Consider the following 23,661-nt stretch of genomic DNA (forward strand, 5'->3'; position numbering starts at 1 on the left):
GTTACCGGATTGAGCGCTGTTCGAGTGTTTATCCAACATTCCGGCCTGATTGCCGGGATGCGTGCTGGCCGAGAAATTCGGCTGATCGAGGAAGACGACGAGTGGTGGTCTGCTATCGATGAGGAGGCGAGAGTGGCGAGCCAAGGGCCAACTCGGCAGGAGCCCCTCGAAAATCTTGATGAGGTGACTGAACTGACCGTTGAGGCCCGAAGCGACGAGACGGCCGCGCTCGAACCCGACGCGCCGTGGTTCCCCCGAACTGCTTCCTATGAACGTCACCATTATCCAAGGTGATGCCGCCCAGCAGGCTGACGCGCTTGTCAACGCGGCGGGAACGAGCCACAAAATGGGCAGCGGCGTCGCCAGCGTGCTCCGCCGCGGTGCGGGCGGCGACAGCAACGCCGAAGTGATGGCGAACGGGCCGGTCGATCCCGGCGAGGTCGTCGCTACCGACGCCTACGATATTGATGCCGAATACGTGATCTACGCGGCGGCGATGCCGCACGACGGCGACAGGCAGGCGACGACGGAGAGTATTCGGAATGCGACGCGGAATACCTTGGAGAAAGCAGACGAATTAGGGTGTGAGTCGGTTGTGTTTCCAGTTCTCGGTACTGGCGTCGCCGGCTTCGATTTCGAGCGCGGCGCGGAACTGATCTGTTCGGTGATTGCTGACTACGAGTCGTCGACGCTGACTGATGTGCGTGTGATCGCCTATTCGGATTCGGAGTACGAGTCGTTGCAGTCGGTTGCTGATACGATTCAGGACTAGCCGATTTGGGAAGTGTCGTTGGCGACTGCCATAACAGATAGAAAGCCCTCGACGCTATCGACCGCCGAAAGACTCGCTCCGCTCGTCTTTCGAGGTTCTGCTCGCTTCGCTCGCAGAACTCCCGCGGCTCGCTGCGCGCTTCGTCACTCGCTTCGCTCGTTCCTGCAGTGCTTGCGTCGCCGGGGTTCGTCGATAGCGTCTCGCCCTTTCAGTCCGCCAGGGCTGTGGCTGCGGGGCTTGTCGTATACATCTGGTTGTTGAGTGTCTCGTATGATCGCGGCTGTCAAGCGAGTCGACTCAGCGGTTGAAAAGAACGAAAATTGCAGTATCGCCGTGAGGCGAGGACTGTAGTTAGTTGCGAACGACGTTCGTCGCGCGCGGGCCTTTCGGGGACTGTTCGATATCGAAGTCGATCTCCTCGCCTTCTGTGAGATCCTCGCCGCCGACATCCTCCATGTGGAAGAACACGTCGTCGTCAGCATCGTCCGTCTCGATAAATCCGTAGCCGCCAGTGTCGTTGAAGAAATCAACTTTTCCGTGTGCCATTGCAATCAAACGTATAGGTCACCGGGCTATAACCCTTGCGAGGGTCGTGGTACCACGACCGCCGCGGCGGCTACCATGACTCGGCTTCGACGTATTCTGCGGTTCTTACGCCTGTCGCGGCCGCGGACAACACACTGCGTTTATTTGTCCCGGTTGCGGAGTGCCAGCAATGAGTAGCGAGCAAGATCTCGGGATCACCGAGAGCAAACAGCACAACACGGGCGAGTGGTACGCTGAGGTCGTTAAAAAGGCCGGCCTCGTTAACTACGGCCCCGACGGGATGAGCGGCTTCATTGTCACACGCCCGCGCGGCTACGCCCTCTGGGAGGCGATCCAATCGGAACTTGATAGCAAGTTCAAGGCCACCGGCGTCCAGAACGCCTACTTCCCGATGTTCATCCCCGAGAGCTATCTCGAACGGGAGAAAGACATCGTGGAGGGCTTCGACCCCGAAGTGGCGTGGGTTACCCACGGCGGCCACGACGAACTTGAGGAGCGACTCGCCGTCCGCCCGACCAGCGAATCGATCATCGCGCCCTATCTGGCCCAGTGGGTGCGGAGCCACCGCGACCTCCCGCTGCGGGTCAACCAGTGGGGTTCGGTTGTTCGCTGGGAAGCAACGGAGACAAAACCGTTTTTCAGAACGAAAGAATTCCTCTGGCAGGAGGGCCATACGGCCCACGAAACCCACGACAAGGCGTGGGACGAAACGATGACCCGCCTCGATCAGTATGCTGACCTCTACGAGGATCTGCTGGCGATCCCTGTGCTGAAAGGACAAAAGCCGGATCACGACAAGTTCCCCGGGGCGCATAAGACGACGACCGTCGAAGCCCTGATGCCGGACGGCAAATCGGTACAGGCAGGCACGAGTCACCACCTCGGCACCTCCTTCGCCGAGGCGTTTGACATCACCTTTTCCAATAAAGACGAGGAAACCCAGCCCGCCCACACGACCTCGTGGGGGCTCTCGTGGCGCGCACTCGGCGCGCTCATCATGACCCATTCCGACGATCAAGGGCTCGTCCTCCCGCCGACGATCGCGCCCGAACAGGTCGTCATCGTCCCGATCTGGCAGGAGGACACAAAAGGCGATGTGCTCGACTACGCCGATGAGGTCGCCAACGACCTCGCCGACAGCGGCGTCCGTGTCGAACTCGACGATCGCGACGAGCGGAATCCCGGCTTCAAATTCAACGAGTGGGAGCTGAAGGGCGTTCCTATCCGGATTGAGATCGGCCCCCACGAGGTCGAGGACGGCGAGGTGACGATCATCCACCGCCCCGACGGCGAGTCGATCACCGCTGACCGCGACAATATCGATGCGACGATTCAGGACCACTTCGATGGGGTGTACGCGAAGCTCTATGCGGCTGCTGAAGAAAACCTCGACGACAGTGTCCGCGAAGCCGACTCCCGCGAGGAGATTCTCGGGACGCTTGGTCGACACGGTGGTTATGTGAAAGCCCCGTGGTGTGGCGACGAGGAGTGTGAGGAGCCGATCAAGGAACCGCTGGCCGCCGAGATCGTCATGTGTCCCTTCGACGACGAGGAGACGGTCGGTGACGACGAGACGTGTGCGATCTGTGGCGACGACGCCACCCAAACCGCCTACTTCGCGAAGAACTACTGACCGAACGGCGCGAGCGTCGACCGATAGGTTCTCGCTGACCGCTGTTTCGGAGTTGACGATTGCTTCGCTTTTGTTCCAACTCTGGATGCGTTCTTGGCCCAGATCGTACATGATCGTTAAGCCTGATTACGCCTGATCGTTTCAGGCTGCTAACTATCAATTCTTAATATCTCCTAATATGGGAATTAGGAACCCTTATTTTCGCATCAGCAGGCATTTAGTTAAGCGATTGCTCAACTCATGTATGGCTAATCATCACAGTGAGTCGCATGCGCAAACAGACGATGCGCATGGTGAACCCGTCGGGCTCGCCGATCCGACCGATACCAAATCAAATTGCGGCGTTGGCGCGGTCGTCGATCTTGACGGCGGTGCCTCACACGATGTCGTCGCCGACGGCATCGAACTACTCTGCAATCTCGAACACCGCGGCACGACCGGTGCCGAAGAGGGAACCGGCGACGGGGCCGGCATCATGATTCAACGCCCCGACGCATTTTTTGCGGCGGTCGTCGGCGACCTCCCGGACACATACGCCGTCGGCTCAGTGTTCATGCCACAGGACGAGACGGTTCGAGACCGGCTTATCGAGCGCTTCGAATCGACCCTCGCCGACTACGATCTCGAGGCGTTCCACTGGCGGGATGTCCCAACGGACAACAGCGACCTCGGCCAGACCGCACTCGACTCCGAACCTGATGTATGGCAGGTCTTTGTGACCCCCTCCGAGTCGATGGCCGACGACGCCTTCGACCGTGGGCTATTCCTTGCTCGCCGCGACCTCGAAGCGGCCGCTGAGGAGATCGACGGCGCGGGTCGGTTCTACGTCTGTTCGCTCCACCGCAAAACGCTGGTCTACAAGGGACTGCTGAAAGGCGAACAGCTCGCCGGCTACTACCCCGATCTGGAGGACGAACGCCTGCAGACAACGCTGACGCTCGTCCATGCGCGGTTCTCGACGAACACCCTCGGCGCGTGGCATCTCGCCCACCCCTACCGGCGGATCATCCACAACGGCGAGATCAACACGATCCGCGGCAACATCAACTGGATGCGGGCCCGTGAATCCCAACTCGAACACGAGGATTTCGGCGACGACATGGAGACGCTCAAACCCGTCACCGAGGCCGGCCAGTCCGACACCGCCAGTGTCGACAACGCCATCGAGCTGTTGATGCATTCCGATCGTGACCTGCCGCACATCCTCCGCATGCTGATCCCGGAGGCCCACGAGAACGATGCTTCGATGGATCCTGATCGACAGGATTTCTACGATTATCACGCCAGCCTCGTCGAGCCGTGGGATGGCCCCGCGCTCGTCGCGGCGACCGACGGCGACAAGATCGCCGCCGTGCTCGACCGCAACGGACTGCGGCCCTGCCGGTACGACATCACCGAGGACAACCAGCTCATCGCCGCCAGCGAGGTCGGCGCGATCGAGACCGACCCAAGTGAGATCCGCGAGCGCGGCCGTCTCCAGCCGGGCCAGATCTTTGTTGCCGACCCCGAGGAAGGCGAGGTCATCCCCGACGCCGAGGTTTTCGACGAGCTTACCGACGACAAATACGGCGAGTGGGTCGATGAACACCAACAAGATCTTTCAGACATTGCCGGTGACACCCTCGAACCCCACGGCGATGTCGACTCCCTTCGCGCCCAGCAGGCCGCTTTCGGCTATACGGAGGATCAACTGACACACCTCTTAGAGCCGATGGCCGACCAAGGGAAAGATCCCGTTGGCTCGATGGGTGACGACACACCCCTGTCAGTCCTTGGCGAGTTCAATCGGCCGCTGTTTACCTACTTCAAACAGCTGTTCGCCCAGGTGTCGAACCCGCCGATCGACTACATCCGCGAGGAGTTGGTGACGAGCCTCCAGTCGCGGCTCGGCAAACAGCGAAACCTGATGACCGAGTCGCCGGAACACGCCCACCAGCTCGTTGTTGATTCACCTGTTCTCTCCGACGAGAAGATGGCGACGATCAAGAACCTTGACCGCGGCGCGGAGGGCTTCGAGTCGGCGACGCTGGACATGACCTACGACCCCGAGACTGATCTCGAAGCCGCAATCGAGCGGCTCCGGGGTGACGCCCGCGCTGCCATCGACAACGGCGCGGACATCATCGTGCTCTCGGATCGCGGCACCAACGAGGAGCGGATCCCAATCCCAAGTCTGCTTGCGACCGGTGGCGTCCACCACGATCTCGTTCGCCACGGGCTCCGAACCGATGTCGGGCTTGTGGTTGAGTCCGGCGACCCACGCGAGGTACACCACCTCGCAACACTGGTCGGCTATGGGGCAGGAGCAGTCAACCCATATCTTGCCTACCAGACGATCTCCGATCTGTGCGCCGGCCCCGACGGTGCCGACGAAGCAGAAGCTATCGAAGGATACATTCACGCCCTTGAACACGGTCTGCTGAAGATCATGGCGAAGATGGGGATCTCAACGGTCGAATCCTATCAGGGGGCCCAGATCTTCGAGGCCGTCGGCCTCAGCTCCGATCTCATCGCTGAATACTTCGAGGGCACCGAGATCCGGACGGAAGGGATCGGTCTCGACGTGATCGAAGACGACGTTCGGACGCGACACGCTGTTGGCTTTGGCTCCGATCCCGAGCTGGAAACGCAGGGCGAGTACGAACACCGCTCTTCGGGGATCTACCACCAGTGGAACCCGGAGACGGTCGGTACGCTCCAACAGGCTGTCCGCAGCGGCGACTACGATCGCTACGGCGAATTTGCCGAGCTGATCAACAATCAAAACGAGAACCTCCAAACGCTTCGCGGGCTCTTGGAGTTTGACTCCGATCGTGACCCTGTCGACATCGACGCGGTACAGCCGGTTCACGAGATCGTCGAACGGTTTGCGACGGCCTCGATGAGCCTTGGATCACTGTCACCCGAAGCCCACGAAAACAACGCGATTGCGATGAACCGTATCGGCGGCAGTGCCGGAACAGGGGAGGGTGGTGAACCACCCGAGCGGTTCGACACGGAGAAGGAGTGCGACATCAAGCAGGTTGCCTCCGGCCGGTTCGGCGTCACCTCACATTACCTCTCGTCGGCCGAGGAGATCCAGATCAAGATGGCACAGGGATCGAAACCCGGCGAAGGGGGTCACCTGCCCGGAAAGAAGGTCAACGAGATGATCGCCCACGTTCGGTTCTCGACGCCGGGTGTCGGCCTCATCTCGCCGCCGCCGCTACACGACATCTACTCGATCGAGGATCTCAAACAGCTGATCCACGATCTCAAGGCCGCGAACCCGGATGCGGATATCAACGTCAAACTTGTCTCCGAGGCCGGTATCGGGACGATCGCGGCCGGCGTTGCCAAGGCCAACGGAGACACGGTTCACATCTCCGGCGACTCCGGCGGTACCGGTGCGTCACCGAAAACATCGATCAAAAACGCCGGGCTGCCGTGGGAGCTTGGGGTTGCAGAAGCCAATCAGATGCTGTGTGCAACCGGGCTTCGCGACCGGATCAAGATCTCAACTGACGGCGGGATGAAAACCGGCCGCGATGTGGCGATCGCCGCGTTGCTCGGTGCAGAGGAGTACGTTTTCGGCACCGCCTCGCTTGTCACCTCCGGCTGTGTGATGGCCCGACAGTGTCACGCCAACACCTGCCCGGTCGGTGTCGCAACCCAAGATGAGGATCTTAGAGAACGGTTCCCCGGCGAGCCACAACACGTCATCAACTACATGACGTTCATGGCTCAGGAGCTTCGAGAGATCATGGCCGAACTCGGCTTCACGTCGCTCGACGAGATGGTCGGTCGACCGGAACTCCTCAGCCAACGCGACACTGACCACGAGAAGGCCAAACATCTCGATCTCTCGACGGTCATCGCGCCGACAGCTGGTGATCAGCGACGCAAGACCCGCGAACAGCAACACACCGACATCGAGGAGCAACTCGACTGGGAGCTCATTGAGGAAGCCGAGCCGGCCCTCGAATCCGGTCAGCCGATCACCCTCGACAAGGAGATCTCCAACGTTGACCGCGCGGTCGGCGCGACGCTCTCCCATGCGATTTCGACGGAGTACGGCGGTGCAGGACTGGCCGACGATACGATCACCATCGACTTCGATGGGATCGCCGGCCAGAGCTTCGGTGCCTTCCTCGCCGACGGCGTGACGATGCAGCTCACCGGTGCGGCCAACGACTACCTCGGCAAGGGGCTCTCTGGCGGGAAACTCGCCGTCGAGACCCCACCGACAGCAGCCTACGACGCCGACGAAAACATCCTTATCGGCAATGTCGCCCTCTATGGGGCGACCCAGGGTGAGGCCTACATCAACGGCGTCGCTGGCGAGCGATTCGGCGTGCGCAACTCCGGTGTGAAAGCCGTCGTTGAGGGCGTCGGCGACCACGGCTGTGAGTATATGACCGGCGGTGTCGTCGCCGTATTGGGCGAGACGGGTCGTAACTTCGCCGCCGGGATGTCCGGCGGCGTCGCCTACGTCTACGACCCCGACGGCGAGTTCGAATCCAAGCTCAATCCGGAGATGGTGACGCTCTCCGAGGAGCTGACACAGAAAGACGAGCGCATGTTGACCCGGCTGGTCGAAAACCACGCCGAGTACACCGACAGCGAGCGCGCCGCTGAGCTACTCGATGATTGGGCCGCTGAACTCAGCAACTTCGTCCGCGTCTTCCCCGAGGCCTACCGCAACGCAATCGAGACCAAGGGTGGCGACGATGTCCGCGAGGAGCTGCCGGAGACGCCGGCCACCGCGGCCGCTGCCGGGCCTGATACCGGGGCTGTCTCAAGCGACGACTAATTCCGCTTTTCGGATACTGCTTTGACAGCTGCCGGGAGCGATAGTCCGCCAAGCTTCCACAGATGACTGCCACAGTCACAGTCTGAGGCTCCGAACGCGGCGACCGGCGTACAGCCGGCGTCAGCGAACGCCGTTGCCAGCACGCACTCGATGTCTTTGTTGGGGTATGTTTCGACGCTCGCAAGCCCGCTTTGGGCTGCCCCGAGCAGATAATCGATATGCCAGTGGCGGATGTCGTGGTCGCCGCTGGCAACTCGGCGGTGGCGGTCGACACGTGAGAGCCCGCCTGGGCCGAACGCGCTGCCGACGTAGGCGTAGCCACCTGCTGTAAACTCACGCTCTCCGAGTGCGCCGATCGTGATCGTGATCGGAGACTCAACAGCGACGACCAACACGTAGCTGCCGGGCTCGGCCATTAGTCACCCCCGATCGCCGGCAACTGTGGTGCTGAGTCGTACCGGTGTCTCCCGGACGAACAGCGCCGGCGCTTGGTTGTTGAACCCGAATCGCTCCGTGACGCCAGCCGTTGAAACATGGCCAGACGGGATCGATGCCAGTTAGACGGCGACCACGGGGCCGATAACAAAGCCCACACATTACAACACGACCGAGCGGCCGGTCGCTGCGACGATACCGACAAGCGGTCAAAGATCGCCCGCGTTGCGACCAACAGGACGACCCTCCCGAGGGAAATCACTGACAGTTGCATTGTCGGTCTCAACGCGGTCGATCGGCTAAACGGTGACGCGCTGTGACTGTCCCTGCCGCCGTGTCTTTGATCGGTAGCGCAAGTGATCGCTCAGTCGTCGTTCACACCGGGTGGTTTGTCCTCTGGGCGGTCGGCGTCCATCTCGGCGACCTCACTTTCCAGCCATTCGCGGAACCATTTCACGCGCTTGAGCCGCTTGTGACCGATGCTTTCGGCGGTATCGGACTCGACACGATTGAGATGGTCTTTCCCGCGTTCGAGCACGCGGTCGACCATCCGGGCGGCATCCATGTGGGTGCGTGACTCATACCCCATCCGCAACAGCATGAGCGCGGTGCCGTTGGCGCCAACCTTATCGAGCACGTCGGCTTCCATCAGACAGCGAGACTCCAGTGACACCTCTGAGAGTGGCCCCTGAAATGAGTGGTCGGCGACGGACTGACAGACGGTGTCGATAAACGACGGCGGGTACTCCCCGCGGCTTTCGAGGAACTCGCGGGCAACGTGAGCACCCTCCTCGGCGTGTCGATCCTGTGGGGCGTCGAGTTTTGCAACGTCGTGAAACAGCGCGGCGACAACGACGATATCGACATCGGCACCCTCCGTTTCGGCGATCGTTTCGGCGAGATCGGCGACGTTGAGGATGTGATTAAATCGGTACTCCGCGCTGTGCCATGGATACCACCGCATGCGTCCGCCGTCGTCTTCCGTTTCGACGCTGGCAGCCAGATAATCGTAGACAAACTGCTCCATCTCCGCGCGGGCGTCGTCGCTGACCGCTGACTCCTTGATCTCAACACCCATGGAGCCACCTCCGATCGCAACGTCGTAACTGATTCATTGTACAGAGACACGACCGTTTGACTCTTAGGCGTTACGACACCTTGCCCACCGGTGAACGTAGTTTGCTGTTTCGCACGCCGATGCCGACAATCAGTCGTCGTATGCGGCTTTCAGATCTGAGAATCAAAGCACTGAACTTAGGTCATCGGGGTGTCTGCGGCCTGTATGGAACGCAGACAGTATCTCGCGGCCGCGGCGGCCGGCGGTGCCATCGGTGTCGGTGGGGTCGGTGGCTACGTTATCTTGAGTGATGATGTGGGGTTCGGCCCGTCCGGCGTGCCCACCGCACCGTATCCACCCTATCCGACCGTCGACGGCGACGGTGCTATCGAGTCACTCTCGCTTTCGGGCTCGGGACAGGCGACAACGGACAGCTTTGCGTTGACACGTGAGGGCCCCACGATCATCGATACCGATGCTGGCGATGCGGACGCCGGTGAGCGGTTTCTGGTTACACTGGTTTCAGCAACTGATGGCACCGAATACCGGGTGATCGAGGTGCTCGGCCCGTTCACCGGGCGAAATCTGATCAATCCGCCCCCCGGTGAGTACCGACTGGCTGTCAAACAGGCGAGTGCTGACTGGACAGCGACCGTCTACGATGTGCCGGCCTACGATATCGACAGTGAGGTCGAGCTTGAACTGGAGCCGCCGGTTGCGTTCAACGATGGGCTTGATGCGGTACTCGGCCCGATCGACTTCGGTGCACAACAACCGATCGAGTTCAGCCTCTCTGTCGACACGGATGATGATTACAACCTCTCGCTTATCGACAGCAACGGTGAGCAAGTCGAACTCTTGATTCAGAGCATTGTCGGCCAAACCGACCCACAGGTGCGGGCTGTCGGTGGTATCGGCTACCTTGCCGTCGACACCAACACGACATGGACGCTCCGCGCTGAACCCGCCGACGACACGGAGTCATAGATCGGTCAGGCTGTGACGATGGCGATGAGGTTTGAGGCTGTCAACACCGCGCCGAGGAGCGCGACAAACGCCGGCGGGCCGTAGTAGCCGACCCAATCTTCCCGCTGTCGACCGTAGAGATTGATCGTGATTGCGATCAGGAACACGAGTATTTTGAGCCCAAACAATCCCCGAATCCCAAATTCGGCTAAAAGGACGGCGACCAGCGGGTTCCCCTCGCCGAGTCCGTCGACGAGATACACCGCGATGATCGTCGAAACGGAGTCACCAACCCCGTAGGTTGCCACCGCGATCACCCACAGCACCCAGAGGCCGAGACGCTGTGTCATCGGTCTCGTGTCGTCGGCTGTCTCCTCGGCGGCGTCGGTATCAGCGGCCGAAAGTGGGCGAGCCGCCAGCCGCTTACACCGCGCCGACACCAACGCGGTCGGGATCCCCGTCTCCGTTCGGGGAACATGGGCGGCGGCGTCGGCAGTCTCCAACCGCTCGAGAAACGCCGCATCGCTGCCGGCCGTGATCACGACCAGCGGTTTTTCTGGATACAGTTCGCGTATCTGTTCGTAGACGGCCGCCGACGTGACTTCCGGGGCTGAGCAGTCGGCGATCAAACAGTCGACTGCGTGTACCTCTAAGGGGTTGACATCGCGACCAACGACACTGCGTTCGGCATCAGGCAGTCCGCTTTTGAGCTCGGATTCGATTGGGGTTGTACTGGGCTCCCAGAGGCCGATGGTGAGTGGGCGCTCGTCGGTATCAGTATGCGATGTTTCTGTGTCGGGCTCTGGCTCAGGTGACGGTGCCATCTACAACAATCTCGCGACCGGCTGTGGTGCCTCTGCGTGTATCGATTGCATGTGGTGTTCGTGTTATGTGGTAATGTGAGTCCGGCTGATAGGAGTGGTGGTGACACTCGATTTGTCCATCAAAGTATCAGACTTTGATGAGTAAATTAAAACACTGGTTCGAAGGTAATCTGACAACATCACATTTATTTTCCGATGTTATCTGCCTACCACTATACGGAAAGCCGAGTAAATTAAAATTGATTCATAATTATCATATTGTGCTTCGTAGATGCGTTAACTACGGCCAATGTATGGTTTTATTTGCTCCGCTTAAACACTTGATGGCCTCGGGTCGTCCCCACTTATCGTCACGCTATCTGAGATACTATAACCACCGTTAGGGACAACATCTCCGCTGATTGTCGCGAATTTCTTTATTTCAATTTCAGCCTGACTACCTTTGCGAGTCTTAACATCGCCACCAACCTCAGCACGCTCCTTGATTTCGATTGATCCTTTATTCGTCACGTCGCCACCGATCTTAGCTCTCTCTCCGACAGTGATGCTATATCCATTCTTACCCTTTCGAATATTGATATTGCCGGCAACTTCGGCGTCTTCCCCGATGGTAATTGACCCGTTATTGGTGACATCACCACTGATTTTAGCACCTTCATCGACACTAATGCTATATCCGTTTTTACCTTCTCGAATTAGAACATTACCGCCAACTTCGGCATTCTCCTTGATTGTAATTGATCCGTTGTTGATGATGTCACCACCGATCTTAGCTCTCTCTCCAGCAGTGATGCTATACCCATTTTTACCTCTTCGAACCTTGACAATACCGCCAATTTCCGCGTCTTTCCCAATTGTAATCGATCCGTTGTTAATGATCGGGCCGCAAACCGTTCCACCTTCTCCAACAGTGATACTATTTCCGTTTTTACCTTTTCGAATCTTGACGCTACCGCCAACATCGGCGTCTGGCTTGACTTCAATTGACCCGTTGTTGGTTATGTTCCCATTGATTTTAGCACCTTCTCCGACAGTGATGTCATACCCATTTTTACCTTTTCTTATATTGACATTACTACCGACCTTGGCATTCTTCCCGATGCTAATTGACCCGTTGTTGGTTACGTTCCCACCGATTTTAGCACCTACTCCAACACTGATGCTGTTTCCATTTTTACCCTTTTGAATTCTTACATTACCGCCAACCTCTGCACCCTGCTTAATCTCAATCGATCCGTTAGAGACCACATCGCCACTGATCTTAGCACGTTCACCAATAGTAAGGTCACGATTACTGTTTACATCGCCATCAATTTCTGCATCTTTGGCGATTTGCTCAGCTCCATCATAGGTTTTTGCGCTGTCGCTAACAGATACGTCAACAGTGGTCGCAACTGGGCAACTTGGAATACTTACACCAAAGTCAGTCGCGACAGCTATTTCCCGTGTAGCCGTGACTGAAACTGATTCTGATTCTGCGGTAATAGTCACTTCGATTGGACTTGTGCCTGATCGTTCTTTGGTTGCCCTTGCCATGACATCGCCCGACTTGTTTTTGTCCAGCTCGCCTATCGGCGAGATATCAAGAAGATTGCCCGAGGAGCTAATAGATATGTCTAGATCTGAGTTAGTTTGATTGATCAACTCAAGTATTTTTTCTCTTTTATTTTTATTTTCAAATTTAACAGCGGACGTTTTGATTCCTAACAGAGCGTTTTCATCAGCCGCCGTTGTGACGCTAAATCTGCGCGGGGTCTCAGCCTGTGTAAACGCACCGGTACCGCTGATAGCAAGTGTTCCCCCGCCGGCGATCAGCGCGATCGCTGCTCGTCGGCTGAGTTTCCCACCACCGCCTCTGGATGTTGGTGACATACGTGCTCACTCCGTTGCAGCGAACTGGATGTCCGAAAGACGCTGTAGGTCGCCTATTCCATCGGTCGTATCCAGTACTACTACGACCTCAATTATCTCTCCGGTGGCTAAGTCAATACCATTTGCGGCTGCCAGATTGTCACCGGATGCAACGGCATTTGCATCTGTATCGAGCACCCGGTATGGGAACCGAATCTGATCTGTGCTCATTGTGTCGGCTCCATCAAGCAACTCCATGGTGACAGTGACCGACGGCACTGTTGTCGTCGCGTCCTCAGGGCCAACATTGGCAACAAGAAAGGCCACCTCAGTACCCGGTGGACTGCCTCTGAGCGTCCCGATTCTCGTTGTGGCATTCTTATTCAGTTCATCATCGCGGATGCCGCGCAGGAATCCGTCAGGTGTCCCGGTAATGTAGCCCGTCTCGAACAGCGAGCCGTTCCATGTCGCCGGCCCGCCGCTATTGAGACCGTTTGCCGCAGCCGGGTCGACAAGCACTTCGACCGATGTTGAGACGGATGTATCGTCGCCTGCTCCAGCGTCTGTGTCGCCAGTTCCATCGGTCTCATCGTCTATCGCCCCGTCGTCATCGATCGCTCCGTCATCATCACCCGCGTCGCCGTCTGCCGTGCCCTCGCTCCCGGTCGCCTCGCCACTGCTGCTATCCTCTTCGCCAGCTTGCCCAAGCGAACTGAACGTAACCGACTGCTCAACTCCAGCAACCTGTATCCAGTTGTCACCAAGACTTCCCTGCGATCCGACAGTAAGTGCGCCGCTGCTGACGAAGCCAGCGGCTCCGAATGTCAGTGTAGCGATTGCGATGACCGTTCGTCTGCGGTTGCGTTTGGGCATTTTTACTCAGTTCACCATCACGGATTCCACACAGGCATCTGTTAAGCGTCGCAGTATAGTAGCCGTTTCGAACAGCGAACCATCATATATCGCCGACTCGGTGCTATTGAGACTGTTTGCCGCAGCCGGGTCGACGGGTACTTCAACCGACGTTGAGACGAGTGTGCTGCTGCCCGTACCGGCGTCTGTGTCATCAACTACATCTGTCGCCCTGTCGTCGCCACCTGTCATACCTTCGCTCTCGGTCGCCTCGCCACTGCTGTTACCTCCACCGCCGGTTTGCCCAAGCGAACTGAACGTAACTGACTGCTCAGTTCCAGCGATCTGTATCCAGTCATCACCAAGACTCTCCTCTGAACCGACATTAATACAATCGCTAGCGACAAAACCGCTGGCTCCAAATGCCAGCGTAGCGATTCCAATGGCGGTTCGCCTGCGGTTAGATTGTGGCATTATAATGTAATTGTCGGGCTCTTTGTCCCAAGCACGATCAAGACGGGACAGCGACAACAACTGGAATTCAGTTTACGATGTGTTGGCCGTAATAGTAAGCGTATAGCTTGCGCCTGAAGGTAATCTGTTAGGGTCGAAGGTGGTACTATCATCATCAAGGAGATTGACGATTACCCCAAAGGTGATGCTATTTCCCACTGAGAGACCACTGCCGCCTGTGATATCGTTATTATCATCGTTATTATTATCGTATGTGTTGCTTCCGCTCCCGGTGGTAAATTCAAATGCGACGCTTGTATCAACATCTCCAGACGAAGTCGTTAAATTAAGATTAAGCGATGATATATCTTGCGAACCATTGTTTGTTACCGTTATCAGGTTATTGATCGTTGTTTTCGCATCTTGATTAAGACCTGATGAGCTTGCGCTATCACCATCTGTTCCGTTAAGATTAATTTGAATCTGATCGCCAGGGGTGGTAACGTAATCAGAGGCGTTCTCGCCGCTGGCAGGCGCAAGGCTTAGTGCCGCAGATGCGTCGCCTGCTGTTGAAACGTTTACATTTCGCTCCGCTTCAACTGATGTGAACGCGCCCGAGCCGCCGACTACGCCCGCGCCTGCCGCAACCGTGCCGAGTCCGATGAGTGCGTTGCGTCGTGTGAGTCTCATAGTACATTCTACCGTATGACCCCTACCATCTTTGTATTGCGGTACCTGACCGACCGACTGGCAATGCCTGAAGCAGCACAAGTCGGCGGTATATCGATTCAGGCACCGCCTGAAGACGCTGCTGTCGGGTGGTTTTGATCTTGTGTTGTAGGACAAGAATGATCAATACTGTGTCCATAGCAGCAGATATGAGCATTATAACACGAAAGCGCGTGCCAGCAGTGGGTGTCGCTGGCGCGTACGCGCCATTGCTATCGCTCGGTGAGACGTTTTCAATCAGGATTGGGCGTCGTTCAGCCACCCCAATACAAAGTGATACCCGCTGTTCACGACTACTATGCGACTGACAAGACGGAATGCGGTACTCGGCCTTACCGGGGTAACCGCCGGAGGTGGGGCCATCGTCGGTACGGGCGCGTTCACGTCGGTTGAAGCAGAGCGATCAGTCACCGTTACGACAGCAGGCGATGCCGACGCAGCGCTCGGCATGGAACCGTTGTCCACCCCAAACGGGGACGAGTACGCTGCTATCGACGGTGGGACACTCGCGATCACTGTTCCCACGGTAAATCTCACTGCCGTCACCCATATCGACGATGTATTTGGTGTGACCAATAATGGCACTCAGCCTGTGGTTGTCTGTCTTGAAGAACAGGGTGGCGAGAAGACCGCCGCTGTTGACCTTGGCGCGAGGCTTGATCAGGGGTTTAGCGATGGGAGCAATGATGTCACCAGCGTTGGCGGCGGTGAGCAGCCGTCAAGTGACGGCATCGCGGATACGGAGATAGTTGATCTTTCCTACCCCGGTTCGCCCGCTGCTTCACGGTATAATGATATCGGCATACTACTTGATGTTGGACAGTCGTTGGAAGTAGGGGTGTACATCGATACGTCGGATGCAAATCTGAACGACGAGCTCGGCGAGAGTTCGTCTGTAAACCTCAACAAAGACCAGACACTGTTGGACGGAGTTGTCGTCCACGCCAGTGCCACCGCTGCAGACAACGACAACTACTATCTCAAGCGGACGAGCACGTAACGGGAGACCGGGATTAACCCCGCGATCCGCAACGCACGGATCACCGGAGGCTGTTAGAGCGTTGTCGCGGCCTCTAGGGTGATCGTGATCGCGCGTTCAACATTGTTTCGCGCCTTCGGTGGCAGCTCCTCGTCGCCGTCGGCTCCCTTCTGGGTGCCCTCGACGAGGTTGCCGTCGACCGTACAGATCGCGCCGGCTCCCATCCCTTTTCGGCGGGCCAGCGAGAAGACAGCGGCGGCTTCCATCTCGATTGCAAGGAGATTCGCCGCCGCCCAGTCGTCGACATACTCCTCGCTTTCGGCGTAGAAGGCGTCGTCGGAGACGATCGGCCCAACATGGATGGCCTCATCGTTTGCTTCTGCGGCGTCAACGAGCGCGCTCAGGACATTATAGTCTGGCGCGGCCGGGTAGACAGCTGACTCGTAGCGCTTCGTTGTCCCCTCCTCCTTGGCCGCCGCGGTGGCGACGACCATATCGCCGATCTCGATGTCAGATTGGAGCGCGCCGGTCGTCCCACAGCGGATAACGGTTTCGACGCCGACCGCGTTGAGCTCCTCGATGGCGATGGCGGCGGAGGGACAGCCGATCCCCGTCGAGCAGATCGTCAGCGGCGTGTCCTCATACTCGGCGTTGACGAGCTTGTACTCGCGGTTTTCCGCGAGTGGTTCGACGTTGGTACACTGCTTGGCGATGCGATCGACGCGGCCCGGATCACCGGGGATGAGTGCGATGTCGTGGCAGTCGCCCGGTTCAACCAAGAGATGTGGCTGGGTCGCCATACCGGCGGTTGCCCACCAGGCGGCAAAGCTTTGTTGTGTAGCCCCCAATCGATGAGTATGTACAGCGCGCGTGAGCAGGTCGAAAATCAGCCCTGGCTCGACCGTATCGAGTCGGCGGCCGACGAGCTCGGTATCGGGCAAGCGGGCCGAACCACCGCCGGTGACCTCTTTTTATCCCACGTTCCTGACGACGACCGATCGAAGCCGGCGGTCGCCGCTGCCAGCCTGTACGCTGGCGCGCTCATCGCCGGCGAGGAACGCTCTCAACAGGCTGTCGCCGACGCGATGGATGTCTCTCGGCTTAGCGTTCACTCACGATGGAAATCGCTGCTGGAATCAGCCGGATTTCAGCCGCCGACGTGGTAGTCAGCCTGCTACTTGGACTGTCGACCGCTCGCTGTCGGTGTCAGATTGCCGTGGCGATCGATCTCGCCGTCCAAGATCCGTGTTGCGGAGATCCGGTCGCCGTCCTCAGCCATCACATGGTCGACAACTTCAATCTGGAGCGGGTCAAGCCCATCGTCGGCACGTCGCTCGTTGATGCGCTTGGCCCCGTCGACGGTTTCCGGTGAGACAACAAGGACATCGAACCCTGGTTCGGTGGCGATCCCAGTCGGTTCACGGAGGGTGCGAATCTCGAAGCTGCGATCGTGGGCAGTCGCCAGCGGTTCGAGTTCGTCGGCGAGAGCGGCCTTTCGCGTGTCGTAGTCACGGATCGGCCGATCGACGGCTCTGGTTTTCGGTGCAAGCGAATCCGATGTCAGCCCGACGGTCACATCGCCCAGCGAGAACGCCCGCTCGAACAACGCGTGATGGCCGTCGTGGACGGGATCAAACGTCCCGCCCAATGCCACGTTCATACCACCGCCTACAGACGTGTAGACTTAAACGTCTCCTCTCTGGTCGTCACCGGCATCGCCGTCGCTGCTGTCGGTGTCGGCGTCGTTGCTATCGGTGCCAGCATCACCGGTGGCAGCGTCGCCTGTGCTATCGATCGTGATTGTCACCGGGCCGTCGTCGGTTTCAGTGTCCGCGTAACCGGACTCCAGGGTAAAGACGGTGTTGAGCTCCGCTTGTACCTCGCTGACGACGCCACGAACGAGACTGCTTGGAGCGATCGCCTCGTACTCGTAGGGGTTGTTGCCCGCACCGTCGCTGTCGCGTTTGCGGCGGTTAAGCGCGTCCTCGTCGTGGAGATCAGCCAGTGCTTCTCGGACGGTACTCGGGTACAGTCCCGTCCCGTCGGCGATCTCGTCGCTCGTGCTGTGGGGGCGTTGGCGGAGATACACGTAGATTCGCGCCCGGGTCTCGGTGTCTAACAGCCACGCCAACAGATCAACGATCCCCTCATCGAACTCCGAGACCGCCCGGTCGGCCTCGGCTTCGAGGCGTTCTTTCGTCTTCCGGAGTTCGGCCCGCGGCCCCTCGTCACCGGCTGCTGGCTCCCCCATCTCGTCGCCGGCGGTTTCGGCTGTCTCCGTGTCGTCGCCGGTCGCAGTCTCGTCGCTCATAGCGACTGTTGTATTGTGCCTAATCCAACAAAAGGGTTCGTGTCGTCGTCAAAACGACGAAATATCAGAGACGAAGATCGGCACACAGCGCGTCCATTCCTTTCTCCTCGATCAGTCGTCGCTGTCGCTGGCTGCCGCTTTCGCGCTCAAAAACGGCTCGAAGCCCGTTGACGCCGAGCCGGTCGCACTCGCGGTCGACAAACTCGGCGAGAGCGATGGTTCCCTCCCCGTCGCGGGTGATAAAACTCGCCTCGTGGCCGTGCCGGATCGCCCGCCATTTGTTTTCATCGAGGAGTTCTCGGCGCAACGTCGGGGGTGTCTCATTGTCCTCGTAGCGTGCGGTGAGATCCTCGACGAGCGCGTGGATGTATTCGACGAACGCGAGGACGACAGCCGGCTCTGACTGGCCGTCGGGAGCCCGGATCTCGACGGTGCCGTGGCCGGTGTGGGGGCGGACATCGAACCAGAGCTCCCCGCGGTCATCGATCGACCCCTGCTCGACCATCCGCCGCTCATACCGCTCGTAGGCTTCGAAATCCTCGAAACGGCCCGGGATCCCGGTGTTTGGGAGGTTCTCGAATATCTTCGCTCGCGCTGACGCCAGCCCGGTATCAAACCCGTCCCAGTACGGCGAGTTCGCCGACAGTGCCAGCAGCGGCGGAAGATACCAGCGTAGCTCGTTTGCGATCCACACAGCCGTGTCGGCGTCGTCAACGCCGATATGAATGTGGAGCCCGGCTGTTGTATTGCGGTGTTGGGGGTACTGAATCCGTTCCAGTTGAGCCTGGTATCTGGGTTTGGTCGCGTGTTCCTGCTCGCGCCATTTGGCGGCCGGATGCAACCCGGCGGCGGCGATCCGAAAGCCGTGGGCTTCGGCGTGATCCGTCAGCGCCTCACGGATCGTTGTCAACGCCGCGTCCGCCTCACCCGGTGACTCGATAATCGGCGTTTGGGTCTCGATCGTGAACTGAAACAGCTCGTGGTCAAGTCGGTTCTGAAGCGCTGCTGGCGGCTCGGCGTCGTAGATCAGTTCTTGGATGCCTGACACCGGATGACCGGCCTCGTTGACAATAAAAAACTCCTCCTCGATGCCGATCGTCCCTGACTGGCTAAACACATCCGCCGAGCCTGTCTCCATCAGCCTGCCGTATGCAACCGACTCCTAAATACCTCTTGAAGCCGGCGACCGGCCGCCGATTGTCGGTCTTCTTACTGGTCGACCCGTCGCTGGGAGCCGAGTTGCCCGCGCAGCCGATTGGCCGCGGTTTCGACACCCACGATCAACACGAGAATAGCAACGATGACCGCCATCACACGGGTGTAGTTGCGCGCACGGAACGCCATGATCAGCGGGAAGCCAAGCCCGCCTGCGCCGACGATGCCAAGCACCGAGCTTTTGCGGGCGTTGATCTCCAGATAGAAGAGCGTCCAGGCGATGTAGGCGGTCGTTACCTGCGGGAGTCGGGCAGCGGCCGTCGTCGCCACGGCACCCGCGCCGGTCGACTGGACGGCCTCGACGGGCCGTTCGTCGATCTCCTCCATCTCGTCGGCGAACAGCCGCCCGAGATCGCCAACGGTGCCGACGGCGATCGCCAACGCGCCGGCAACCGGGCCGAGCCCGGCGAGAATGACGAACAACAGCGCGTACACCATACTCGGAACGGCGCGAATCCCCCCGAGCAGCAAGCGAACCGGCGTGTGGATCCGCCGCGGCGTTACAGTGTTGGCCGCAAGCGTTCCGAAAACGAGCGCGACCGGAAGGCCGAGTGCGGTACCGACGGCGGCGATGGCAAGCGTCTCGGCCGCGGCCAGCACCAACAGCCCCGCATCGCCCTGCAGTTGCGCCCACAGTGCCTGCGGTGCGAGCATCTCCTCGATCAGTACCGACCACAGATTTCCTCGGTGGGCGTAGAGATAGCCGAGATCGAAGCCCAGCCACCACGCGGCGACGGCGACGCTCACCACGAAGCCGACGGCGATGGCGACCTGGCCGCCGAACCGGCGTCGCCATCGCTGTTGGTGCTGCTGAAACTCGGCATCGACGCTCAGTGAGTCGTCGCTGGCTGCTGGGTGTCCGCCGCCATCGCTTTCTGCTCGCTCACTCATGGGCGTACACCCCCTCGATGTCGTCGCTGTCGATCTGGGCAGCCGGCCGATCAAGCACTAGTTGTCCGCCGGCCATCCCGAGATAGTGGTCGGCAACATCACTCGCTAATCCTGGCTGGTGGAGGCTCACCAAGCCGAATAGGTCGTGTTCGCTGACAGCATGGGCCAGTACCGCCAGCACCGACCGCCCGGTTTCGGGATCGAGCGACGCGACTGGCTCATCTGCCAACAGCACGTCCGGCTGCTGTTGGAGCGCGCGAGCGATGCCGACCCGTTGCTGTTGGCCACCGGAGAGTGCTTCAACCGGTCGGTCGGCGTAGCCTGCCAGTCCCACATCGTGGAGGCGTTCGATGGCAACTCGCTTTTCGTCCGGCGAGTGCCAGCCGATCAGCTCACGCCACGCGGGTTTACGGCCGAGCGCGCCGTCAAGGACGTTTCCGACCGCCGATTTGCCGTCGACGAGTGCGCCCGACTGAAAAACCAGGGCGGCGTCGGTCGCCGCAAGCGGCGCGTCGTCAACGGTGATTCTACCCTCGTCGGGTTGCTCCAACCCATCGAGACACCGCAGCAGGGTCGTCTTACCTGCGCCAGAACGGCCGATCAGGACGGTTAGCTCGCCGCGGGCCAGCTGTGCCGAGAGCCCATCGACTGCGGCTTCAGATCCATACTGTCGGGTAAGGCTCTCGATATCAAGCATGGTTTGATAGTTGGTCGACGACCCTGTAGAGCGCGGTTACGTGTCGCTCTCGTTGGTGTTGGTCGACGCGTTTGTGGTCGACTCGTTGGTTTCGCTGGTGCTGTTCGTTGTGCTGTCGTCGTCAGACTCATTCTCGGGGTCGAGCGTCTCGATCTCGACGCCCATCTCCTCGGCGACGCCGCGAACGGGGTCGTAGGTGCCCTCTGAGATCTCGCCGAAGCGGTCGATCCGGTGGGCTTCGAGCGCCGACTCCGGCGTGTTGAGCAGTCGTTCGATCAGTGCCTGTTGGATCGCATCCGGGGTGTTGGGTTTGGCGACGAGCGGATCGAACGGAATAGGGTCGCTCTCGGCGACTTTGACGATGCTGTCGTCGTCTGTGGGATGCTGGAAATCGCCGTAGGCTGCCGCATCGACGTGGCCGTTCTGGAGTGCTGCCAGCGAGGCGTCGTGACCGCCGGCCCACTGGATGTCGAAATCGTCCGGCTGGGAGTTCACGGTGCCGGCATCGAGACCGGCCTGTGTGAGCATATATCGGGGGAAGAGCCCGCCGCTGCTCGACAGCGGGTCGACCATCGCAACTGTTGAGCCCGCGATGTCTCCAAGGGCGTCGATATCCGACTCAGCGTGGGTTGCGATGTAGGAATAGTAGCTATCCGCACCATGTGACCAGTTGATCACCAGCGGATTGACGCCGTCCTCGGCGGCCAACACCGAGATAATCGGCGAGAGATTCGCCATCTCGGTGTGGCCGTTAACCACACTTTCGACGGTCGCGCTGTAGCTTGTCGTCTGGACGCCTCTGACCGTGTCGACGCCATCGAACCCGTCAGCGAGCCACTCGAAGACCGGTGCGTACTGTTCGTTGAGCTGTTCGGCGTCTTGGAACGGTGGTAGCCCGAACTCGATACTGCCATCATCGGCCCACTCCCCGACCGACTCAGGGGGCTCACTTTCGCTCTGGCCGGCACAGCCGGCGACCGCCACCGCGCTTGTGCTCCCAACCGCCTGCAGGAACGTCCGTCTGTCCATACCCGGCGTACTGATTACCGAGGGATAACACTCTCGAATCGGTGTATGATCACGATCAAGACGACGCTTATCGCTTGCGGGCGACAACGCCGAGGTGGTCGTCGTGAGACGGGTCGAGTCGCTGGCGGTCGGTGATCTTGTAGGCCTCGGTCAACTCCGCACAGACCGAATCGAAGACGGTCTCAGGGTCGGCGGTCACATCCTCACTGCGGGCCTTGATCGCCAACAGGAGTTGGCCGTTATCGCCGAGAAATCGGGCGTTGTCGACGGCGACGCGCGCCTGCCCGCGGGTGGCGACATCCTGAACGAGCAAATCGAGATCGCTCTCGACGACGTGGCTGTAGGTGTCGGGCTTCCGGGCGTCTTTCAGTAGCGGAAAGAGATTGTTACGGGCTTCGGCCACGTCAAGCAGATCTGCCATCGGTCGCGGGGCGAACTCGACGGCGTAGGTCGGCCCTGCGAAGTCGGCGACGTGGCTGACGGTCGTCCCACTGGCCGCGCCGAGATAGAGCACGCCCTCACCGCTCGAAAGATCGATCCCCATCCCGCCTTCGAGCATCGCGCCGAGTTTTGAGCGGCCGGCGTCCCAACACCGCCACCCGCCGTCGGTCGGCTCGCCGTACACTGGGTCGCCGCGCGTCGCCAGCCGAGTTTGGCCGTCGAACTCGCGTCGCTGGATACCGTCCGGGAGGTCGCTCATTGTTCACTCTCCTCATCGCCATCGTCCGCTCGCGCACGGATCGTCGCCATCCGGTCGTCGAGTTCGTCGTGGATTTCGGGGCGGAAGTCGCCGCTGTAGTGGTCGATCCGGGCGGCAATCGTCAGCTTCCCGGCGAGCGCGCGGGCCGCCGAGCCGCGATCCTCCGGGCGAGTTCCGCTGACCGCGGGGTGGGTGTAGATGATCCCGTGTTTTGGCGAGGAGCCACGGCCGGCCAGATGGGCGAACAGCGCGTCCTCCGCGCCGAGCACTTGGACGGTGCCGCTCGGTTTCTTCGCCAGTGAGTCGAGCCCGCCGGCCAGCGAGATCAGCCGTGCCGCGAGTACGGGGCCAGCCATCTCGGCGAGGTTGAGCGCGACCTCCGGGGCGAGCCGCTTGATGAAGCCGCGTAGCTCGTCGGCCTCGGCTGCGAGATCGTCAATCCGATCGGCCAGCGAGACAACGCGTTCCTCAACCGGATCGGTTGGCTCGCGACTGGCGACATCTCGGGCTCCGTCGATCCCGCTGTCGACGTCGTCAAACTGTGTGGACGCCCACTTGTGGCATCGCTCGGCGAGTTCGTTGGCCGTCCGGGTCGCGTCATCCATCGCGCGAACAGCGTGGAGGAGTTGCTGATCGTCGGCTCCTTGGCGTTCGGCAACGGCGTCGTGGGCTGCCTCAATGGTCGCCTCCTGCAGTGTGGCGTAGTAGTCGTCGGTGTCGTCTGCGAAGCCGGCGTTGACGGCGGCGGTCGGCCAGTCGGTGGGTGCGTCGGCTGTGCCGGTTCTGATCGCCGCCCGGAGGTCGTCGTCGGCTGTGTGGCCGGCGAACCACCCCGCATCGGTGGACTGATCGCTCATATATGCTTTCTCTTGGCTGGGGGCGTATATCCATCCCCTTTCGGTTGTGTCGTCGCTTCCGCTGTCGACCCG

Annotated in this window: 23 protein-coding genes; 7 read left to right on the forward strand and 16 right to left on the reverse strand. The window is 59.9% G+C overall.

Features of this window, described 5'->3' with window-relative positions:
* Window positions 1-57: 57 nt before the first annotated feature.
* Complete coding sequence (locus DP106_RS03360; protein ID WP_120083512.1) at window positions 58-294, forward strand: type II toxin-antitoxin system HicB family antitoxin; 237 nt, start codon at window positions 58-60, stop codon at window positions 292-294.
* The gene (locus tag DP106_RS03365) at window positions 269-772 is read left to right on the forward strand and encodes a macro domain-containing protein (RefSeq protein ID WP_120083392.1); all 504 of its coding nucleotides are present in this window, start codon (window positions 269-271) and stop codon (window positions 770-772) included. The genes DP106_RS03360 and DP106_RS03365 overlap by 26 nt, the downstream gene beginning before the upstream one ends.
* A gap of 351 nt (window positions 773-1,123) precedes the next feature.
* On the opposite strand, the gene DP106_RS03370 is transcribed toward DP106_RS03365, so the two are convergent.
* Window positions 1,124-1,318, reverse strand: a complete 195-nt coding sequence (locus tag DP106_RS03370) for a cold-shock protein (protein WP_120083394.1) — start codon at window positions 1,316-1,318, stop codon at window positions 1,124-1,126.
* A gap of 169 nt (window positions 1,319-1,487) precedes the next feature.
* On the opposite strand from DP106_RS03370, the gene proS reads away from it, so the two are divergent.
* Window positions 1,488-2,951: a proline--tRNA ligase gene (gene proS / locus DP106_RS03375; protein WP_120083396.1), complete on the forward strand. Its 1,464-nt coding sequence runs from the start codon at window positions 1,488-1,490 to the stop codon at window positions 2,949-2,951.
* A 244-nt stretch (window positions 2,952-3,195) separates the two neighbouring features.
* Window positions 3,196-7,743, forward strand: a complete 4,548-nt coding sequence (gene gltB, locus DP106_RS03380) for a glutamate synthase large subunit (RefSeq protein ID WP_120083397.1) — start codon at window positions 3,196-3,198, stop codon at window positions 7,741-7,743.
* Here the strand turns inward: gltB and DP106_RS03385 are convergent.
* Together DP106_RS03385 and DP106_RS03395 are read right to left on the reverse strand one after the other, a co-directional pair.
* Window positions 7,740-8,159, reverse strand: a complete 420-nt coding sequence (locus tag DP106_RS03385; protein WP_120083399.1) for a GIY-YIG nuclease family protein — start codon at window positions 8,157-8,159, stop codon at window positions 7,740-7,742. The genes gltB and DP106_RS03385 overlap by 4 nt on opposite strands.
* 383 nt (window positions 8,160-8,542) lie before the next feature.
* Window positions 8,543-9,256, reverse strand: coding sequence for an HD domain-containing protein (locus tag DP106_RS03395; RefSeq protein WP_120083402.1), 714 nt, complete (start codon window positions 9,254-9,256; stop codon window positions 8,543-8,545).
* Between the two features lie 204 nt (window positions 9,257-9,460).
* Here DP106_RS03395 and DP106_RS03400 point away from each other — a divergent pair, with 204 nt between their 5' ends.
* Window positions 9,461-10,222 (forward strand): hypothetical protein, encoded by a 762-nt coding sequence (locus tag DP106_RS03400; protein WP_120083403.1) that lies wholly within the window; start codon window positions 9,461-9,463, stop codon window positions 10,220-10,222.
* A 5-nt stretch (window positions 10,223-10,227) separates the two neighbouring features.
* Here the strand turns inward: DP106_RS03400 and DP106_RS03405 are convergent, their stop codons facing one another.
* From DP106_RS03405 to DP106_RS15485, 4 genes are all read right to left on the reverse strand, one after another.
* Window positions 10,228-11,025: a hypothetical protein gene (locus tag DP106_RS03405; RefSeq protein WP_120083404.1), complete on the reverse strand. Its 798-nt coding sequence runs from the start codon at window positions 11,023-11,025 to the stop codon at window positions 10,228-10,230.
* 312 nt (window positions 11,026-11,337) lie between these two features.
* Complete coding sequence (locus DP106_RS03410; RefSeq protein ID WP_120083406.1) at window positions 11,338-12,897, reverse strand: hypothetical protein; 1,560 nt, start codon at window positions 12,895-12,897, stop codon at window positions 11,338-11,340.
* A gap of 6 nt (window positions 12,898-12,903) precedes the next feature.
* Window positions 12,904-13,749, reverse strand: a complete 846-nt coding sequence (locus DP106_RS03415; RefSeq protein WP_120083407.1) for a hypothetical protein — start codon at window positions 13,747-13,749, stop codon at window positions 12,904-12,906.
* A 525-nt stretch (window positions 13,750-14,274) separates the two neighbouring features.
* On the reverse strand, window positions 14,275-14,871 hold the full coding sequence (locus DP106_RS15485; protein ID WP_133305092.1) for a hypothetical protein: 597 nt from the start codon (window positions 14,869-14,871) through the stop codon (window positions 14,275-14,277).
* A 337-nt stretch (window positions 14,872-15,208) separates the two neighbouring features.
* Here DP106_RS15485 and DP106_RS03425 point away from each other — a divergent pair, with 337 nt between their 5' ends.
* Window positions 15,209-15,910, forward strand: a complete 702-nt coding sequence (locus DP106_RS03425) for a hypothetical protein (RefSeq protein ID WP_120083411.1) — start codon at window positions 15,209-15,211, stop codon at window positions 15,908-15,910.
* 53 nt (window positions 15,911-15,963) lie between these two features.
* Here DP106_RS03425 and DP106_RS03430 read toward each other — a convergent pair whose 3' ends face one another.
* Window positions 15,964-16,689 carry a nucleoside phosphorylase gene (locus tag DP106_RS03430; protein ID WP_120083413.1) on the reverse strand — a complete coding sequence of 242 codons (726 nt, stop codon included), beginning with the start codon at window positions 16,687-16,689 and terminating at the stop codon, window positions 15,964-15,966.
* Between the two features lie 57 nt (window positions 16,690-16,746).
* Between DP106_RS03430 and DP106_RS03435 the strand changes: the two genes are divergently transcribed.
* Window positions 16,747-17,055: a transcription initiation factor IIB family protein gene (locus DP106_RS03435; protein ID WP_120083415.1), complete on the forward strand. Its 309-nt coding sequence runs from the start codon at window positions 16,747-16,749 to the stop codon at window positions 17,053-17,055.
* An 8-nt stretch (window positions 17,056-17,063) separates the two neighbouring features.
* Here the strand turns inward: DP106_RS03435 and DP106_RS03440 are convergent, their stop codons facing one another.
* The 8 genes from DP106_RS03440 to DP106_RS03475 all read right to left on the reverse strand — a co-directional run bounded on the left by DP106_RS03440 (window position 17,064) and on the right by DP106_RS03475 (window position 23,589).
* Entirely contained in the window at window positions 17,064-17,549 is a 486-nt protein-coding gene (locus tag DP106_RS03440) for a phosphopantetheine adenylyltransferase (protein ID WP_120083416.1), read from the reverse strand.
* 24 nt (window positions 17,550-17,573) lie between these two features.
* Entirely contained in the window at window positions 17,574-18,200 is a 627-nt protein-coding gene (locus tag DP106_RS03445; RefSeq protein ID WP_394343444.1) for an ArsR family transcriptional regulator, read from the reverse strand.
* Between the two features lie 64 nt (window positions 18,201-18,264).
* Entirely contained in the window at window positions 18,265-19,338 is a 1,074-nt protein-coding gene (locus tag DP106_RS03450; RefSeq protein WP_120083418.1) for a glutamate--cysteine ligase, read from the reverse strand.
* A 71-nt stretch (window positions 19,339-19,409) separates the two neighbouring features.
* On the reverse strand, window positions 19,410-20,306 hold the full coding sequence (phnE, locus tag DP106_RS03455) for a phosphonate ABC transporter, permease protein PhnE (RefSeq protein WP_120083419.1): 897 nt from the start codon (window positions 20,304-20,306) through the stop codon (window positions 19,410-19,412).
* Complete coding sequence (locus tag DP106_RS03460; protein WP_120083421.1) at window positions 20,299-21,003, reverse strand: phosphonate ABC transporter ATP-binding protein; 705 nt, start codon at window positions 21,001-21,003, stop codon at window positions 20,299-20,301. The genes phnE and DP106_RS03460 overlap by 8 nt, the downstream gene beginning before the upstream one ends.
* A gap of 36 nt (window positions 21,004-21,039) precedes the next feature.
* On the reverse strand, window positions 21,040-22,032 hold the full coding sequence (locus DP106_RS03465) for a phosphate/phosphite/phosphonate ABC transporter substrate-binding protein (protein ID WP_120083422.1): 993 nt from the start codon (window positions 22,030-22,032) through the stop codon (window positions 21,040-21,042).
* 67 nt (window positions 22,033-22,099) lie between these two features.
* Entirely contained in the window at window positions 22,100-22,732 is a 633-nt protein-coding gene (locus tag DP106_RS03470) for a fibrillarin-like rRNA/tRNA 2'-O-methyltransferase (RefSeq protein ID WP_120083423.1), read from the reverse strand.
* Window positions 22,729-23,589, reverse strand: coding sequence for an NOP5/NOP56 family protein (locus tag DP106_RS03475; protein ID WP_120083424.1), 861 nt, complete (start codon window positions 23,587-23,589; stop codon window positions 22,729-22,731). The genes DP106_RS03470 and DP106_RS03475 overlap by 4 nt, the downstream gene beginning before the upstream one ends.
* Window positions 23,590-23,661 lie beyond the last annotated feature (72 nt).

It is taken from the genome of Halonotius pteroides, assembly GCF_003605635.1.
GTDB classification, from domain to species: Archaea; Halobacteriota; Halobacteria; order Halobacteriales; family Haloferacaceae; genus Halonotius; species Halonotius pteroides.

Excerpts from the sequence above, each read along its gene's own strand:
- DP106_RS03360 (WP_120083512.1), top strand. The coding sequence starts at position 58 with ATGCGTGCTGGCCGAGAAATTCGGCTGATCGAGGAAGACGACGAGTGG.
- DP106_RS03365 (WP_120083392.1), top strand. The coding sequence starts at position 269 with ATGAACGTCACCATTATCCAAGGTGATGCCGCCCAGCAGGCTGACGCG.
- DP106_RS03370 (WP_120083394.1), bottom strand. The coding sequence starts at position 1,318 with ATGGCACACGGAAAAGTTGATTTCTTCAACGACACTGGCGGCTACGGA.
- proS (WP_120083396.1), top strand. The coding sequence starts at position 1,488 with ATGAGTAGCGAGCAAGATCTCGGGATCACCGAGAGCAAACAGCACAAC.
- gltB (WP_120083397.1), top strand. The coding sequence starts at position 3,196 with ATGGCTAATCATCACAGTGAGTCGCATGCGCAAACAGACGATGCGCAT.
- DP106_RS03385 (WP_120083399.1), bottom strand. The coding sequence starts at position 8,159 with ATGGCCGAGCCCGGCAGCTACGTGTTGGTCGTCGCTGTTGAGTCTCCG.
- DP106_RS03395 (WP_120083402.1), bottom strand. The coding sequence starts at position 9,256 with ATGGGTGTTGAGATCAAGGAGTCAGCGGTCAGCGACGACGCCCGCGCG.
- DP106_RS03400 (WP_120083403.1), top strand. The coding sequence starts at position 9,461 with ATGGAACGCAGACAGTATCTCGCGGCCGCGGCGGCCGGCGGTGCCATC.
- DP106_RS03405 (WP_120083404.1), bottom strand. The coding sequence starts at position 11,025 with ATGGCACCGTCACCTGAGCCAGAGCCCGACACAGAAACATCGCATACT.
- DP106_RS03410 (WP_120083406.1), bottom strand. The coding sequence starts at position 12,897 with ATGTCACCAACATCCAGAGGCGGTGGTGGGAAACTCAGCCGACGAGCA.
- DP106_RS03415 (WP_120083407.1), bottom strand. The coding sequence starts at position 13,749 with ATGCCCAAACGCAACCGCAGACGAACGGTCATCGCAATCGCTACACTG.
- DP106_RS15485 (WP_133305092.1), bottom strand. The coding sequence starts at position 14,871 with ATGAGACTCACACGACGCAACGCACTCATCGGACTCGGCACGGTTGCG.
- DP106_RS03425 (WP_120083411.1), top strand. The coding sequence starts at position 15,209 with ATGCGACTGACAAGACGGAATGCGGTACTCGGCCTTACCGGGGTAACC.
- DP106_RS03430 (WP_120083413.1), bottom strand. The coding sequence starts at position 16,689 with ATGGCGACCCAGCCACATCTCTTGGTTGAACCGGGCGACTGCCACGAC.
- DP106_RS03435 (WP_120083415.1), top strand. The coding sequence starts at position 16,747 with ATGTACAGCGCGCGTGAGCAGGTCGAAAATCAGCCCTGGCTCGACCGT.
- DP106_RS03440 (WP_120083416.1), bottom strand. The coding sequence starts at position 17,549 with ATGAACGTGGCATTGGGCGGGACGTTTGATCCCGTCCACGACGGCCAT.
- DP106_RS03445 (WP_394343444.1), bottom strand. The coding sequence starts at position 18,200 with ATGAGCGACGAGACTGCGACCGGCGACGACACGGAGACAGCCGAAACC.
- DP106_RS03450 (WP_120083418.1), bottom strand. The coding sequence starts at position 19,338 with ATGGAGACAGGCTCGGCGGATGTGTTTAGCCAGTCAGGGACGATCGGC.
- phnE (WP_120083419.1), bottom strand. The coding sequence starts at position 20,306 with ATGAGTGAGCGAGCAGAAAGCGATGGCGGCGGACACCCAGCAGCCAGC.
- DP106_RS03460 (WP_120083421.1), bottom strand. The coding sequence starts at position 21,003 with ATGCTTGATATCGAGAGCCTTACCCGACAGTATGGATCTGAAGCCGCA.
- DP106_RS03465 (WP_120083422.1), bottom strand. The coding sequence starts at position 22,032 with ATGGACAGACGGACGTTCCTGCAGGCGGTTGGGAGCACAAGCGCGGTG.
- DP106_RS03470 (WP_120083423.1), bottom strand. The coding sequence starts at position 22,732 with ATGAGCGACCTCCCGGACGGTATCCAGCGACGCGAGTTCGACGGCCAA.
- DP106_RS03475 (WP_120083424.1), bottom strand. The coding sequence starts at position 23,589 with ATGAGCGATCAGTCCACCGATGCGGGGTGGTTCGCCGGCCACACAGCC.